We start from the raw sequence: 16,225 nt of genomic DNA on the forward strand, positions 1-16,225 counted from the left end.
AGGGACAGAAAAATCATTAAACTAAAGAAAGTACTATTTATACTTGTGTTGGCTTGTGATAAAATGTAATCAAGAAGCATACACTAAAAAAAGAGTGAGGATGCACCAACATCCTCACTCTTGACAACAGCCGCTTATAAGGGCGGTGGCTGTTCAAAGGTTGATCTGTGGAATTAGACCGCTATCCTTTGCTGAGGGCGGTCTATTTCTTTTGGTTCAGAGCAATCACTATCGTAACGATCACACCGATAAGCGTTATAATTAACGCTCCAAATGCAATCATCAATGATAGTGCTTGAAAAACCTCCATAGCATCACCTCCCTTCCGGGAGACTAGCCGACCGCCCATCTAAGCCATTCTGTTGTTAGGTATATTATACCATGCTGTATGGATTGTTAATAGATTGTTATGATAAGTTTCGACGAAAAGGGCCGTGATATTAGCCGATCCTTAAGCATTTATTTTACTAATTCAATCGCTCTTACTTAGCACACCTATCCAGATTCTTTTCTGTGTCACTTCTAAAATACACTCCTTTGCACTGTGCAGACAACTATCCCCCGCCATAACGTATGCTTAATTGTTTTTTTGACTGTCGTCAGAACAGTATAGAATACAAGTAGAGAAGGTATTGACAAATTCCGTGTTAACCTATAGGATTTACTTACCCGACTGATGAGTCAGTCGAGAGGAGGGCGATACTGGTGCTGAAGGATAAAGAATCGGTTGCCGGCGATGACCGCAGAGCCCAACTGATGTCGATTGCCCTGAAGCGTTTTGCTACATATGGCTACCACCAGACCAAGGTGTCCGATATTGTCAGGGAGGCAGGAGTGGCTCAAGGGACATTTTACTGGTATTTCAAAAGCAAACAGGAATTGGCCCAGGAGATTATTACCGAAGGTCGCGACCAACTGCTTGATGCGATCGGCCAGGGCTACCGCAAGGACAGCGGAACGCTTGAGGATATGGTCAGAGCCTCGGAGAGCCTGTTTACCCGTATGTTTGACTTCGCTGCAAATCATCGGTATTTCATGAAGCTGCTGCTTACAGGCAGCGGGGTGGATGAGACGGTGCAAAGACAGCTTGCGGAGACCAAAGATGCCATGGAGCTGGCCTTTCGCAGGAATATCCGGCGGGCGATTGAACTTGGGATGATTCCGGACAAGCTGGATGTTGAGCTAAGGGCGGCCTTATTAATGAGCATGATCGAAGGCTTGATGCTGCGCTGGCTGTTCGGCTCGGAAGGAACGCATGACCGGATTAGCGGTCAGAGCAGCGCCGTGCTTGCGGCGGAGGCGGCCAATTTTGAATTTTACGGCCTGATGGGACAACCTTAGCGTCAAGATGGATAATGTTCCATTTTAATAGACAAACTGCATATTACACCACAAGTATAGACAAGGGGAGAACAACCAGGATGAAAACAACGAGAAAAAATTGGACCGTTTCAATTATGGCACTGGCATTATTCAGCATGCTGCTTAGTGCCTGCGGCGGAGGTTCGGCTGCCAATACGGCAGGCGACAATAACAATGCGGGACAGACAACCGGAGCATCGGATGATCTGGCAAAAATTAAAGCGGCTGGTGTGATGAAAGTCGGCATTATGGGCACCTATCCTCCGTACAACTCCCTCGGGAAGAATGGAGAATATGAAGGCTTTGACGTTGATATTGCCAAAGGAATTGCCGAGAAGCTTGGGGTAAAGGCGGAGTTCACGGCCCAGGACTTTTCCGGTCTGATTCCAAGTCTGCAGGCGAACAAGCTGGATGCTGTCGTCAGCCAGGTGACGATCACCGATGAGCGCAAGCAGGTCATTGATTTCAGCGATCCGTATATTACCAATAACGTGAAAATCATTGTCGGCGAGAACAACACGGATATTACCAAGCTGCAGGATTTCAAAGGCAAGACCATTGGGGTGGGACTTGGAACCAACGATGAATCCTACCTGCGCAATGAAGTGCTGCCTGAGGTGGGCAATTTTGAAATTAAAACCTACAACGATGTCATTACATCGCTCAAGGATTTGGATGCAGGCCGGATTGATGCGACGATCAACAATATGTATGCTTTGAAGCCGATTGTGGACGAGAATGGCTTTAAGATTAAAGCCGTGGGCGAGCCCATCAAATCCGATCAGGCGGGGGTAGCGATTCGTCAGAACAACCCGCAATTGAAGGAGGCTATCAACAAAGCGCTCGCTGATATGAAAACCGACGGCTCTTATGAAGAAATCTATAAAAAATGGTTTGGTGAAGCGCCGCCTGCCGAGTAAAAAAGGAAGCAGCACAGGGACGAATTTGCCGGCTTGATGGCGGCATCGTCCCGTTTTCCTTTTCGGGTAAAGGAGATCTGAAAGATGGACATGTTCAATTTAGTGCTTGAGAATTTGCCCTTCCTGCTCAAAGGGGCGCTGTATACACTCGTTATCACCATTGTATCGATGCTGCTTGGCCTCATCATTGGGATCATCACGGCAATCGCGCGTCTGAAAGGGCCGCGTCCTGTCCAGTGGATAGCCCGAGTCTATGTATCCATCATCCGCGGGACGCCGCTGTTGGTGCAGATTGTCATCATTTATTTCGGACTCGTGGATTATGGAATCTCGCTCGGCTCGCTGACGGCTGCTTTTATCGCGCTCAGTGTGAACGCGGGGGCCTATTTGTCGGAAACGTTCCGGGGAGCGATTCTGGCGGTTCCAAAAGGGCAAATGGAGGCCGCTTACGCCACAGGCATGACGCCCTGGCAGACGATGCGCCGCATTATTCTGCCGCAGGCGGCGCGGATTGCGATTCCGCCCATGGGCAATACATTTATCGGCATGCTGAAGGAAACTTCGCTCGTGTCGGTCATCGGGGTGAGCGAGCTGCTGCGTCAGGCTCAGCTTTTGCAGGCGCAGTTTTACCGGTATATGCCGTTTTACCTGGCGATCGCCGTCATTTATTGGGTGCTGAGCACGGGCATGGCGGCCATTTTGGAACGGATCGAGCGCAAGCTTAATGAGGCCTATTAATAATGGAGTTGAAGACGATGATTACAGTCAGCGGATTATCCAAAGAATTTAATCATACCGAAGTATTGAAAAATATAGATTTGCAGGTGAACGCGAGCGAGATTGTCGTGCTGCTGGGACCCAGCGGTTCGGGCAAAAGCACGCTGCTTCGCTGCCTGAATGGACTGGAGGAGCTGTCCGGCGGCAAATTCGAAGTGAATGGCATCGGCGTTGATGCCGCAGCGACACGGCGAGCCCGCACAGCCGCTTACCGCGAAATCCGCAAGCATACCGGCATGGTCTTTCAGCAGTTCAACCTGTATCCGCACAAGACGGCGCTGGGTAATGTGATCGAGAGCCTGCTGACGGTCAAAAAAATGCCGCGTGAACAGGCGGTTCCCATCGGGCGCGAGCTGCTGAAGCGGGTCGGGCTGGCGGATAAGGAAGATGCCTATCCTTCGAGACTGTCCGGTGGACAGCAGCAGCGGGTCGCCATTGCACGCGCACTTGCGATGGACCCGGCTGTGATGCTGTTCGACGAACCAACTTCAGCGCTTGATCCGGAGCTTGTCGGCGAGGTGCTCGCCGTCATGCGGGGTCTGGCCAAGGATGGCATGACCATGCTTGTGGTTACCCATGAAATGAAATTCGCCAGAGAAGTGGCGGACAAGATTGTGTTTATGGCGGATGGCGTCATTGTGGAGGAAGCGGCGCCAGATGTCTTTTTCCAACAGCCTCAACATGAACGGACCAAGAAATTTTTGCGACAAATCGAACAAAAATAACAGCAAAGGGGATTATCAGCATGAAGGTAACAACAGTCTGGAACGGGAAACGCAAGTTTACTTCAACGGGGCCGTCGGGCTATTCCGTGAACCAGGATGCCACGGACAAATACGGCGGCGACGGGGAAGGCATGACGCCGATGGAGCTGCTGCTGGCCGGGCTTGGAGGCTGCATGGGCATCGATATTACGATGATTCTGAATCATTTTCTGGGGGATATTGAAAGCATTGAAATTGAAGCCAACGGTATTCGTACGGAAACCATGCCTACGGCTTTTACGGAAATTGATCTCACTTTCCACGTGAAGGGCAACATCCCGGATTACCGGGTATGGAAAGCGATTCATATGGCGGAAGAGAAATACTGCGCAGTTTCGGCCTCGCTGAAAGCGGAGATTCGTCCGCATCTGGTTTTGAATGGCGTGGAGGTTCCGCATCCCGCATAACATGAAAAGCAGCAGAAAGGTGCAGTCTGCCGGCATTACCGGTAAGGCTGCACCTTTTTTAAAGGTTATAGAACTGCTTTGCATGATTATCCCTTTTACTCAGACTCTCGGTCTGCTTCACACCACCTAACGCTCTGCTTTCTCCTAAGATCGTCTCATCATCTCGAACCGATCTGCTTCTCCATAAGGCACGATCAAAAACATAATAGACCCATTCGATGGTCCTGAATAGCGTAACAACAGGCATTTTTCGTGTCTCATTGGATCCGTTGTTTTCTTTAACGCGCCTTAAAGTATATTTCCGGTTCCCGGTTTTCTGTTTACCTTTACCTGATCCAATGGGATAATCATGCAAGGTCCCTGAACAGCGAGTTTATATGCCTTGCCACGATCGACGGGCGGCTTGACTGTCAAGCACTTAACTCAACTTTCGCAGCATGAAATCGGCAAACTTGCAAGGAAGGGATTCCAATTGCTCAGAACCCAGCAGCTACAAAGGTTTAATTGGATTTGTCCGCTGCGAAAGTTGAGTTCCCTCTGGAAACCGGAGCCTTTACCCCTGGTTTCGTGTATGATAGGGTGGAGTGAATCTTTGCGAAAGGATCATGCTTATGGGAATTCTATCGAGATTCAAGGACATTCTGAGGATGAATATAAATACCCTGCTGGATCAGACCGATAAACCGGATAAGGTCATTGATGACTACATGCGCAAGCTGAACATGGACCTGGGCGAAGTGAAAGCCGAGACGGCTGCGATGCTGGCTGCTGAGAGTCGGGCGCAAAGGGCGTTGGATGAATGCTCAGCCGAAATCCGGAAGCTGGAAAAGTATGCCCATAAGGCAGCGGAAGCGGGCAATGAGGAAGAAGCACGCAGATTTCTGGAGCGTAAGCTGAAGCTGAACGAGAAGCAGCAGGACTTGCAGACCGCCTATGAGCTAGCTGCCGCCAACGCCGCCGGGATGAAGCAGGTGCAGGATAAGCTTGTGCACGATATCGGTGTACTGGAAGCACGGCGTGCCGAATTGAAGGGCAAAATGGCGCTCACCAAAGCACAGCAAACGCTGAACTCCATGGATTCGCCCTTTGGCATCCATGATTCCGCGTTTGCAGCCTTGGAAGAGCAGGTGAACAGGGAATATGATGAAGCGACGGCCTTGGCCGAGCTGAGGTCCGAAAAGAAAGATGATCTGGACAGCCTGTTCGAGCAATTAGATAAAGATACCAACAACAAGTCGGAGAAAAAGGACTAGCTATTTTACAGAGGTGTGAAGACGGATGCCTATTATTGACTATAAATGTCCAAACTGCGGCAGCGACATGGCTTTTGATAGTGCAACAGGGACATTGTTGTGCGGAAGCTGCGGCAGAAGTGACGATATTGAACGGATTGCTGATCCTCTTGTGAACCTGGTTTTTACAGAGGGTGAGGTCAGGGAGTATCATTGCCGCAGCTGCGGAGCGGTCATTATGACCGAAGCGGAGACGACGGCGACGTTATGCAGCTTTTGTGGTTCTGCCGTTGTGCTGGCCGACCGGCTGAGCGGGAAGCTGGCTCCAGCGAAGGTGATCCCTTTTACGATCAGCAAGGAAGAGGCGATACAGGCCTTCAAGAAATGGTGCAAAAACGGGCGCCTGACACCGCGCGGTTTTATGTCGGCGAACCGGATCAAGAGCATCACCGGCATGTATGTGCCCTTCTGGCTGTATGATTTGCATAATAAGGTAGAGGTTCACGGGCAAGGCACGAAAGTAAGAAGTTATACGAGCGGAGATTATGAGTATACGGAAACGAGCCATTTCAGGATATATCGGAAAATCCGTGTGAATTATTCGGGACTGCCGGTAGATGCGGCGGAGAAAATGAACGATGAGCTGATGGATAAGCTGGAGCCTTTTCATTATGATCAGCTCAAAATTTTTAAAACTCCTTACCTGGCCGGATATATTGCTGAAAAGTACAGCTACGACCATAAGCAGCTTATTCCGCGGATGAAGGGCAGAGTCAGTGAATACATCGACGATTATATTCAATCCACCGTATCGGAATATTCGTCCGTAAGCATTACAGACAGGCCAATAGAAACGCATATCAAGCAGGCCGATTATGTGCTGCTTCCGGTGTGGGTGATCCATTATAACCACAAAAATCTGGAGCATTCGTTTGCCATGAACGGCCAGACAGGCAAGGTGGTCGGCAAGCCGCCGATCAGCAAAGCCAAGGTGACCGCATGGTTTGCAGGCATTTCCGGGGTCTCGCTGCTTTCGCTGAAGCTGATCTCCTGGATGATTGGAGGGATGTTTTGGTGAAAAGGCATCGAGCGGTTCTGGCCGTTGTGTTAATTATGACTGTCATGTTCGTTGTGCCCGTGGGAATGATATCAGGCTCAGCGTCCGCTGCGGCATCCAAGAAGCTGATTTATGATGAGGCAGGCCTGCTCAGTCCGGAGGCTAACGAAGAACTGAACGAGCTGGCCAATCAATACGGGGCGCAGCGTGAGACGGACATTATCATTGTGACCTCGAATAACCCCGATAATGAGGATGTCATGCGCATGACAGAGGATTTTTATGACGAGCATGCGCCTGGGTATGACAAGCCGCATGGCAATACGGTCATTTTGACGCTGGATATGAGGAACAGACAGATCTATCTGGCTGGCTTCTATAAAGCGGAGCATTACCTGGATGACAGCAGACTCGATAAAATCCGTAATAAGATCAGCGGAAATTTGACGGACGGCGACTATGAAGGAGCGTTTCGGAAATATATTGTTACGGCTTATAACTATTTGGATGTCCGCCCGGGAGTGAATCCGGATAATATCCTGTATAAAACCTGGTTTCAGCTGCTGGTGTCTTTCGGAATCGGGGGAGTGGCGGTCTGGAGCATGGTTCGCAATGCCGGCGGCCGTGTTACTGTGAATGGGCAGACTTATATGGACTCGTCCAGCCCGGGAGTTGTACAGCGGGGGGACCAATATCTTCATACCACGACAACAAGCCGGAAAATTGAGAGAAGCAGCAGCAGCGGCTCAAGCGGCGGCGGGACCACCAGCGGGGGGCACTCGCACAGCGGCAGCAGAGGATCTTTTTAAGAGGTAGTTCAAAAAGTCATCTTTTGATCACGAAGGAAATCAGGGAGCGGACTCGACATCGAATCTTGAATTCAGCCGGGCCTTCCGGTGCTCACGTACCCCAAGTACGCTCCGCTCCTCAGTCCCTAGCTTCATCCAACCTTCTCGGTGCTAAAAACCTGACTTTTTGAACACGTACTTTAAGGGGGAATACATAAGTGTTTTTCAAAAATCAATTTGCCAATGTGGTGGAATGGGAAGAATTCCGCGATGACATGATCTTCTGGAAGTGGAACAACCAGGAGATTAAGCGGGGAAGCAAGCTGATCATTCGCTCCGGGCAGGATGCTATTTTTATCAATAACGGGAAGATCGAAGGCATTTTCGAAAATGAAGGGGAATACGAAGTTGATTCGGACATCATTCCATTCCTGTCCACGTTAAAAGGCTTTAAATTCGGGTTCAACAGCGGCATGAGAGTGGAAGTGCTGTTCGTCAATACGAAGGAATTTACGGTGAAATGGGGGACGCAGCAGCCGGTGCTCATCCCGACGCCCCAGCTTCCGGGCGGGATGCCCATTCGCGCCAACGGCACGTTCAATTTCAAGGTGGATGATTATGTCAGACTTATAGATAAAGTAGCCGGGGTGAAGGACAGCTACCTGGTGGAGGACGTCAAACTGCGCATGACTTCTGTGCTGAATCAGCTGTTAATGAAGTGGATCAGCCGGGAAGGGAAGAATATGTTCAATCTGCAGGCCAATGCTTCGGATATTGCCAAGGGTATTCAGGAGGACCTGGATATGCAGATGATGGACGATGGCCTGACCATAACAGGCTTCCAGGTCATGAGCTTTAATTATCCGCAGGAAATTCAGGATATGATTACGAAAACCGCTTCGCATGAAATGATCGGCAATCTGCAGAAATATCAGCAGGTGAGCATGACGGACGGCATTGCCTCCGGACGTGTGCAGGGAGGCGGCGCCGCTTCCGACATCGCCGGCATGATGTTTGGGATGAATGCGGTGAATGAAATGATGAAGAATATAAATTCCCCCCAAAAGCCGGCGGCGGATGCAGGATCTGCTGCGTCTGGTTCCCCATCTTCGGAAGGCGGAAAGAAGCCCAATTTCTGTCCGAACTGCGGCACGAAAAACGAAGGCTCCAACTTCTGCCCGAACTGCGGGCAGAAGCTGTAGGCAGGTCGTGTTTAAAGAAGGAGTGAGATTATTGAGCAAAAAGGCAGTGGATCAAGCCTCCTAAAGTAAAACATTTTATTTTAGGAGGCTAACAATCATGAAAATAACGGCAAAATGCAAAGATACGGTACAAAAACAGGTGTCAGCAAAGCTGCTGCTGATGGTGCTTGCCCTGTCCTCTCTTCTGGCTGCCATCACGGTGGATATGGTCAATCCCGTTCTTGGGCTGATTAGCCAGTCTTTGGACGCTTCAAAGGCGCAGGTGAGCTGGACGGTCAGCGGAATTGCTCTCGTGCTCGCGATCGGAATCCCGCTGTATGGCCGGATGTCCGACTTCTTCGCGCTGCGCAAGGTATTTATCATTGCAGCTGCGATCCTGACGCTTGGAAGCCTGCTCTGTGCGCTCGCCTCAAGCCTGCCCTTATTGGTGCTGGGGCGGATGGTTCAAGGTGCAGGCATGTCGGCGATACCGGTCCTGTCTGTTGTTGCGATATCTAAAGTTTTTGCGGAAGGGCAGCGCGGCGCAGCTCTGGGAATGGTAGCGGGCTGTATCGGCATCGGCACCGCTTTTGGCCCCATCTTCGGCGGGAGTGTCGGTCAAATCTGGGGTTGGCCCTCGCTGTTCTGGATTACATTTGCATTGTCGCTCCTTATTCTGATCGGGTCCATATTTGCTCTGCCGGGGATTAGACCTTCAATGGAGGAGGGAAGCGAGCGGGGATTCGATCTTATTGGTGGAATTATGCTCGGGCTTACCGCAGGGCTGATGCTGTTTGGTGTAACCCAAGGGGAGAGTGCCGGTTTTGCCGCCATCTCTGCCTGGGGAAGTCTGCTGGGGTCGGTGTTGGCGCTGCTCGGGTTCATATGGCGCATCCACACGGCAGATAAACCGTTTGTCCCTCCAGTTCTGTTCAAGAACAAACCGTATGTCTGTTCAGTGATCATCGCCTTTTTTTCCATGTTTGCTTATTTCGCTGTACTTGTTTTTGTACCTTTGCTGGTCGTGGAAGTGAACGGGCTTAGTCCTGGAGAGGCGGGAATGATTTTGCTGCCGGGAGGCGCCGCTGTAGCGATATGTTCGCCATGGGTTGGCCGTATTTCCGACCGTTTCGGGCCGAATCGTCTTGTTGCTGCCGGAGTGGGGATAATGGGTATCTCTACGCTGTTCTTGTCCACTTTTGCCTCCGGAGCTTCTCCTGTACTGGTATCGGTGGGGGCTCTGGGAGCGGGGATTGCCTTTGCGTTCATTAATTCGCCAATCAATAATGCGGCAGTAAGCGCACTCCCGAAAGATCAGGTCGGAGCGGGCATGGGAATTTTCCAGGGTACATTGTACCTTGGAGCAGGGGCAGGCGCAGGCATGATCGGAGCCTTACTCCATGCACGGCGTGAGGTTGCCCATTCGCTAAATCCTCTGTATTCCCTGGATGCCGTCGCGTATTCCGACGCCTTTCTGGCGGCGACCGCCGCGGTGGTCATCGCCCTGATCGCAGTGCTGGCAAAAGGGACAGCACGCTGATTGATCTTTTCGTCTAATTTAAGAACTGCTTATTCAGATGATTGATATGGGACTGTTTAAGGTTCGACCGTTAAGATATATCTGAGGAAAATAGAATGAAGAATCGCCGCCTGCTTCCGACGATTGGAGCCTGGCGGCGATTTTTTGTGTTTTCAGTAACCGATTTTTAGGGTATCTCCGTCAAGGTACACACCCTCGGAACGGGTAATTGCCAGCTTTTGTTCCGCCGAAAAGCCGATGGTTTCCCCATCCTTCAGGGTGACGTTTTGCTCCACGATGTACAGTGAGATGTCCATCAGGAACTCACGCAGCTCGGCAGGGGGTACCCGGCTGTCCAGCACCTCGATTTCATCCTTGCCGAAGGCTCTGAGCCCGTAGGTATAACCGCTTACCCCGGCTTCCGTACGAACCAGACCAAAGTACACCAGGTTGAGCAGCGGGAATAAATCATCAGACTTCATGGTTTCCGCCATATCCACAAAAAATTCAGGCTGGAATACGGTGCCTGAGGAATAGAGGCCAATCGCATTAGAGAGCTTCAGGCAGCTGGCCGCCAGCTTGGTGTACATTCTGCTGCTGTCCTGCACAGAAACGGTGCGCGGAAATACCGCCAGCATGATCTGGGCGACATGGGTCTGGGTCACCTCAACGGCCTCCGGCCACAAATAATTTGACCGGGCGTTATACTCAGCCTCACCATCCGGTATTGGAGCGCCGACGAAGCTTACGGCAACCATGCAGCCATCCGCATGAAAGACGAGCGTTCCCTCGCTTTCCGTTTCGGAGCGGTCATCTTCCCCTTCAGCTGGAGCACAGGAAATATTCCAGTCCCGGAGAAGGTTCGTCTGGATCTGCTCGAGATCGCATTCCAGAGAGTTCAGCAGCACAAAGCCGTTAAACATGCCGGATGAATTCTCTTGCTCTGCTTCATAAGCTGCTGCCTGCTTCATCCAGTACTCACGGATCATTTCCACCATCGCAATGGCCTCTTGTTCCGCAGTCGCAGGGTTATAAGGCTGCATTTCGCTGAAAATATGGCCGCAGTGTTCGGTGTCGGAGGCGCTTTCGTATCCGCCGCAGACGGCGAGCAGCCATTTGCCGAGCATGGTCTTTTTGTACTTGAATATGTAGTAATGCATATCGTGCAGATCAAATTCGCCTGCAATCTCAATTCTGCTTGGCTTCTGGCCGAGCTCGCGCTCATCGCTCAGCCAGTCAATCATGGATTGCATGGCCGCTTGCCTTTGGGTTGTCATGGATTCCTCTCCTTCTTAAAAGGGCGATTTTGTTTCTGTTGTATTCTACCATAGGAAAAGGCAAGTTGTGGGTTTGCTCTTCCGGCGTCAGCTTGTTCTACCCAGCTGCAGATGTTGAGTTATAACTCATTTCATGGACTCCACCTAATCATCCGTGCTTGATAGTCAAGCCGCCCGTCGACTGTGGCAAGGCATATGAACTCGCTGCCGGGGAGCCTTGCACCATTATCCCATTGGATCAGGTAAAGAAAAACAGAAAACCGGGAACCGAAAATATCTTTAGGCACGTTAAAGAAAATAACGGATCAAGTGTGGCATGAAAATACCTGTTGTTACGTTATTCAGGACCATCGAATGGGTCTATTATTTTGGGATCGTGCCTTATGGAGAAGCAGATCGGTTCGAGATTATGAGGCGATCTTAGGAGAAAGCAGAGCGTTAGGTGGTGTGAAGCAGACCGAGAGTCTGAGTAAAAGGGATAATCATGCAAAGCTGTATGGAGAGGCAACAGGCATCAGGTAGCTGTCTGCTGATTCAGCGTCAACTCCAGCAGTAGATCCCCGTTTTACCCAGTTACATCAAGGCCTGTTTGCCGATTTCATGCTGCGAAAGTTGAGTTATAAATTTTCAATGGAGCTGAACAAATCTATAACCGCAAGAAAAATTTCTGCTAAACGCGGTCTGTCTTCTATGAAAGTACGTCGATTGATGTTTTTCTTTTGCTATACTTGAAAAAAGTTATCCGATTGTGAGTTGATATGCGATGGAAATATATTTTCTTCATACGTCACGTCCGGATTTGAAGATTGAAGAGAAATGGGGAGGTTCGCGTCCATTTACATAAAAGAAGCTAACGTTAAAGGAGCTTAATATCATGAGGGTGGTTGCCGTTCACCAGTTAGACAGAGAGAAGCTGATTCATTTCTTCAACACCCACTGGGGAAGCCCGGAAATGGTCGTCTCTACCGGCGTGTATCAATGCGATCAACTGGATGGTTTCGCAGTGCTGGGAGAAGATGAAAAGATCATCGGCTTAGTAACCTATACTGTTAATGATCATCACTGCGAAATTATTTCTCTTGACGCCATCGAAGAGAACAAAGGAATCGGGACCCGACTGCTGCGGCAGGTAGAGGTGCTGGCCAAGGAGAGGAATTTGCCACAGGTTAAGGTGATCACAACAAACGATAACCTTCATGCGCTGCTCTTTTATCAAAAAAGGGGCTATCAGATGGTTGAGGTCTATCCCAATGCCGTGGACAAAGCAAGAGAGATCAAACCTTCCATCCCTTTGTTTTCCGAACAGGGAATCCCAATCCGGGATGAGATTTTACTGGAAAAGCACGTGGGGGAATAAAGAGGGCCCCAGGTCAACGGACCTTTTGGGGCGCCTCATCAACAATTAGAATAAAAGTGTATCCGGATCCGGACCTACACGATGATTTTGATTCAGGGCATTGATTTTATCCATGTCCTCAGCGGACAGTTCAAAATCAAACACGTCGGCATTTTCGATAATGCGGTGTTCTTTGATGGATTTTGGAATGGTGACGATTTCGTTCTGCAGATCCCAGCGCAAAATCACCTGTGCTGTGGATTTTCCGTGTTTATCGGCAATTTCCTTCAATACCGCGTTATCCAGCAATTGGCCCTGTGCCAGCGGGGACCAGGCTTCAATTTGAATGCCTTGCTTTTTGCAGTATTCACGAAGCTCTACCTGCGTAAGCAGCGGATGCAGCTCCACCTGGTTGACCATTGGCTTCACTTCGGCATCTGCCAGCAAATCCTCCAAATGATGAACGTGGAAGTTCGATACACCGATAGCACGGACTCTGCCGTCTTTGTACAGCTTCTCAAGCGCCTTCCAGGTTTCTTTATATTTGTCTTTTCCAGGCCAGTGGATCAGATACAGATCCAGATAATCCAGGCCCAGCTTCTGCAGACTTGTATCAAAGGCTTTCAATGTGGATTCATACCCTTGATCCGCGTTCCAAACCTTCGTTGTCACAAACAGCTCGTCACGGGCAATGCCGGATTCCCGGATCGCTTGTCCGACGCCTTCTTCGTTTTCATAAATTTTGGCGGTATCGATGCTCTTGTATCCGGCTTTAATGGCATATTTAACGGAGTCAATCACTTCCTGGCCATCCTCCACTTTAAATACACCAAGGCCGAACCATGGCATTTTTACACCATTATGCAAAGTCACAGTATCCTGCAAATTTTTAGGCATGCAAAATTCCCTCCTGAAATGTAGTTATCACTCAAGGTTTGCTGTCCGCTCATGTAAGACAGCCACAATATCTATAATAAACAGTCCTGGCCGTGAATAGAAGTAGGCACTTTTCGCTTATTAAGTATATCGCAGTATACCCTCCTCCCCTTCATACCCAACAATTTCGTAACTTAAACGATTCTTTCCCGTAATATGATAAATAAGCTAATACACTACAAAAGTTGAGGTCATGCACCGTATGTACGAGGAAATGATAAATGACGCTGATGCATGTTATTTGTTGGCCGAAGAGAAGGCCGCCAGGTACTTTGCAGCCCTTTATGAGCAGGTTACCGAGAGGTCTTATGTATCAACGTTAACGGAAGATTTTCAGCTGTGGCAGCAGAAGCATATCCGCCATTCGTGGCTGTCCTTTTTTTCACGGGCAAAAAGAAAGCCGGATCACCGGGATGTTCATGCATATATACAATGGCTCGATTACACAGGCAAGCTGGATGATTATTTGGACCGAAGCGTCTCCTATCTGTATATGCGGGACCTGGGCCAAGCGCTGAATTCACCTGACACGCAGCTGCGGATTCAGCGTATGGCCGCCGACATCAAGAAGCAGCTGCTTCGTTCCTCCACATCAAAACGGGGAGAGCAGCCGCAGCTCATCAGCCTGTCCAGTCTGTACCGGTGGGCACAGAAGGAAGGTATAGAAACAGCCGTCATCTGGCTGATCCATAAGCTTAGAGCGGTGGCCGCCAACATTCCGGAAGGCATGGATGCCGAGCAGGCCCAGCGCAAGCTGATCAAGATCATTCTCGGGGTCGTGCTGCATGTGCTGGAAGAACTGGGCGATGAAGCATCGCGTGAGGAACGTTCCCGCAGACTGGATGAGGCCATCCGACTCGGCTATTCCTATGGTCTGACCTATCCTTTTATCGATGATCTGCTGGATTCACAGGTGCTGACCCCGCAGGAGAAAAAGAAATATTCTCATCTGATACGCACCGCACTGCTGACGGGTACGGTACCGAAAATAGGAGAATGGTCCGGAACGAACATGGAGCTGATCCGGTACGTGCATGCGGAGCTGCGGGAAGCTTTTGAATATATTAAAGGCTGTCAGGGACAGGAGACACGGAGAACGTTTTTTGAGCAGTCCTATGTGTTTTTTCATTCACAGGAAATAGACCGCATGAAGAACCTGTCAAATACGGATTACGCCAATGAAGATCTCTATATCCCCATCATTCTCAAATCAGCTTCCTCCCGCCTGATTGCCCGTTCCGTGCTGAGCGCTGCCGGGGATGAGGGCTTTGACCAGCGGACTTTTTATTATGGCATCTATAACCAGCTGGCTGATGATTTTGCGGATATGTTTGACGATATGAGCGACGGCGCTGTCACACCTTACACCTATTATTTGAAGTACCGGGAGCAGCGTCCCGATCTGATTAACCCTTTTGAATTATACTGGGCGGTCATCTCTCATCTGGTCCACCATGTGTATCAATCCGATCCCAAGAGCCGTGAGGTCATCCTGGATCGTGCCATCAACGGGCTCAAGCGCTGCAGGGAACGTGTCGGGGCTGAAAAGTACAACGAAATCATGGCGATTTTGACGTCCGGCATCCCTGAATTTAATCATCTGATCCAGCATATGGTGCGCAAAGCGGTGGATGTGGATTTCTTTGACAAGCTGCTGCGGGATCAGGTGATTGCGAATTTGAAGAACGACCGTATGGAAAAAGAAGACTTTTCAGCCACTATTGAAAAAGTACGCCATCAGATCAACAGCACCCTGCAGATTGCGAAGCATAGCGGAATGCCGCCGATGAAAGAACCGCTGATCGATGCGGCCAACTACAGCCTGAACGGGGACGGCAAACGTCTGCGGCCGATCCTGACCTGGGTCATGGGTGTCCGCCAATACCGGCTGGATGCAGCGGCCATCATGCCGCTCCTGCGATCGCTGGAATATATGCATACCGCGTCCCTGATCTTCGACGATCTGCCCACACAGGATAATGCGTCCGTCCGCCGGGGCCGTCCAACGCTGCACGAGGTGCACGACAGCTCTACGGCCGAATTAACCGGTCTGCTCCTGATCCAGCGGGCGACGCAGGAGCAGGCTTCACTTTCACTGGAGCAGTTCGATCCGAAGACCGTGCTGGCACTCATGCGGTATTCGGCCCAGAAGGCGGAGGATCTGTGCATGGGGCAGATGATGGACTTGAACTCCAAAGGCCAAGCGTTAACGCTGGAGCAGCTGAATACGCTGTGTTTTTACAAAACAGGGATTGCGTTCGAAGCCTGCCTGGTGATGCCCGCCATCCTGGCCAAGGCCCCGGAGGAGGAAGTCGATGCTCTGAAGAAGTTCGCCTATCATACGGGCATTGCTTTTCAGATCAAGGATGATTTGCTGGATCTGGAGGGAGACGTGCACTTGCTCGGAAAGCCGGTGGGCAAAGACGCGGAGAACAACAATTCCACCTTCGTCACAGTGCTGGGCCGAGAGGAAGCCACGAAAGAGATGTGGAACCACTACTGCCTCGCCATGGACGCCTTACAGGAGCTGCCGCGCGGCAACGCTTTTCTGAAGCATTTATTGGACTATATTGTGCACCGCGAGCGGTAAACAATAGGAGCTTTTTATCGAAGCAGAAGAGAAAAATGGAGTCGAAACTGGCGTCACTTGCTGAGTGACGCCAGTTTTT

The 16,225-nt window shown here is 50.3% G+C and carries 15 protein-coding genes; 12 read left to right on the plus strand and 3 right to left on the minus strand.

The features are described from left to right. Window positions 1-202: 202 nt before the first annotated feature. Entirely contained in the window at window positions 203-310 is a 108-nt protein-coding gene (locus tag ACE5KN_RS21060) for a putative holin-like toxin (protein ID WP_355323965.1), read from the minus strand. A 446-nt stretch (window positions 311-756) separates the two neighbouring features. On the opposite strand from ACE5KN_RS21060, the gene ACE5KN_RS21065 reads away from it, so the two are divergent. The 10 genes from ACE5KN_RS21065 (at window position 757) to ACE5KN_RS21110 (ending at window position 10,028) form a co-directional block, all read left to right on the plus strand. Next, the gene (locus ACE5KN_RS21065) at window positions 757-1,341 is read left to right on the plus strand and encodes a TetR/AcrR family transcriptional regulator (protein ID WP_375527093.1); all 585 of its coding nucleotides are present in this window, start codon (window positions 757-759) and stop codon (window positions 1,339-1,341) included. 80 nt (window positions 1,342-1,421) lie between these two features. Continuing rightward, a complete protein-coding gene (locus ACE5KN_RS21070) occupies window positions 1,422-2,282 on the plus strand; it encodes a substrate-binding periplasmic protein (RefSeq protein ID WP_375527032.1) in 861 nt (286 codons plus the stop codon). Window positions 2,283-2,372: 90 nt separating this feature from the next. Next, window positions 2,373-3,020 carry an amino acid ABC transporter permease gene (locus tag ACE5KN_RS21075; protein WP_355324025.1) on the plus strand — a complete coding sequence of 216 codons (648 nt, stop codon included), beginning with the start codon at window positions 2,373-2,375 and terminating at the stop codon, window positions 3,018-3,020. Between the two features lie 17 nt (window positions 3,021-3,037). Next, a complete protein-coding gene (locus ACE5KN_RS21080) occupies window positions 3,038-3,784 on the plus strand; it encodes an amino acid ABC transporter ATP-binding protein (RefSeq protein WP_375527092.1) in 747 nt (248 codons plus the stop codon). Between the two features lie 20 nt (window positions 3,785-3,804). Continuing rightward, window positions 3,805-4,230: an OsmC family protein gene (locus tag ACE5KN_RS21085; protein ID WP_375527031.1), complete on the plus strand. Its 426-nt coding sequence runs from the start codon at window positions 3,805-3,807 to the stop codon at window positions 4,228-4,230. A 611-nt stretch (window positions 4,231-4,841) separates the two neighbouring features. After that, window positions 4,842-5,483 (plus strand): PspA/IM30 family protein, encoded by a 642-nt coding sequence (locus tag ACE5KN_RS21090; protein ID WP_375527030.1) that lies wholly within the window; start codon window positions 4,842-4,844, stop codon window positions 5,481-5,483. A 25-nt stretch (window positions 5,484-5,508) separates the two neighbouring features. Next, window positions 5,509-6,540, plus strand: a complete 1,032-nt coding sequence (locus tag ACE5KN_RS21095; protein WP_375527029.1) for a TFIIB-type zinc ribbon-containing protein — start codon at window positions 5,509-5,511, stop codon at window positions 6,538-6,540. Beyond that, window positions 6,537-7,328, plus strand: coding sequence for a TPM domain-containing protein (locus tag ACE5KN_RS21100; RefSeq protein ID WP_375527028.1), 792 nt, complete (start codon window positions 6,537-6,539; stop codon window positions 7,326-7,328). The genes ACE5KN_RS21095 and ACE5KN_RS21100 overlap by 4 nt, the downstream gene beginning before the upstream one ends. 254 nt (window positions 7,329-7,582) lie before the next feature. Next, on the plus strand, window positions 7,583-8,509 hold the full coding sequence (locus tag ACE5KN_RS21105) for an SPFH domain-containing protein (protein WP_375527091.1): 927 nt from the start codon (window positions 7,583-7,585) through the stop codon (window positions 8,507-8,509). A gap of 97 nt (window positions 8,510-8,606) precedes the next feature. Beyond that, window positions 8,607-10,028, plus strand: a complete 1,422-nt coding sequence (locus ACE5KN_RS21110; protein ID WP_375527027.1) for an MFS transporter — start codon at window positions 8,607-8,609, stop codon at window positions 10,026-10,028. 152 nt (window positions 10,029-10,180) lie between these two features. On the opposite strand, the gene ACE5KN_RS21115 is transcribed toward ACE5KN_RS21110, so the two are convergent. After that, a complete protein-coding gene (locus tag ACE5KN_RS21115) occupies window positions 10,181-11,284 on the minus strand; it encodes a DUF4261 domain-containing protein (RefSeq protein WP_375527026.1) in 1,104 nt (367 codons plus the stop codon). 874 nt (window positions 11,285-12,158) lie between these two features. Between ACE5KN_RS21115 and ACE5KN_RS21120 the strand changes: the two genes are divergently transcribed. Next, window positions 12,159-12,641: a GNAT family N-acetyltransferase gene (locus tag ACE5KN_RS21120; RefSeq protein WP_375527025.1), complete on the plus strand. Its 483-nt coding sequence runs from the start codon at window positions 12,159-12,161 to the stop codon at window positions 12,639-12,641. A 45-nt stretch (window positions 12,642-12,686) separates the two neighbouring features. Here ACE5KN_RS21120 and pgoN read toward each other — a convergent pair whose 3' ends face one another. Then, window positions 12,687-13,517 carry a glyoxal/methylglyoxal reductase gene (gene pgoN / locus ACE5KN_RS21125; RefSeq protein ID WP_375527024.1) on the minus strand — a complete coding sequence of 277 codons (831 nt, stop codon included), beginning with the start codon at window positions 13,515-13,517 and terminating at the stop codon, window positions 12,687-12,689. A 232-nt stretch (window positions 13,518-13,749) separates the two neighbouring features. Between pgoN and ACE5KN_RS21130 the strand changes: the two genes are divergently transcribed. Then, window positions 13,750-16,146, plus strand: coding sequence for a polyprenyl synthetase family protein (locus tag ACE5KN_RS21130; RefSeq protein ID WP_375527023.1), 2,397 nt, complete (start codon window positions 13,750-13,752; stop codon window positions 16,144-16,146). Window positions 16,147-16,225 lie beyond the last annotated feature (79 nt).

The organism is Paenibacillus terreus (assembly GCF_042138595.1).
Lineage (GTDB): Bacteria > Bacillota > Bacilli > Paenibacillales > Paenibacillaceae > Paenibacillus > Paenibacillus terreus.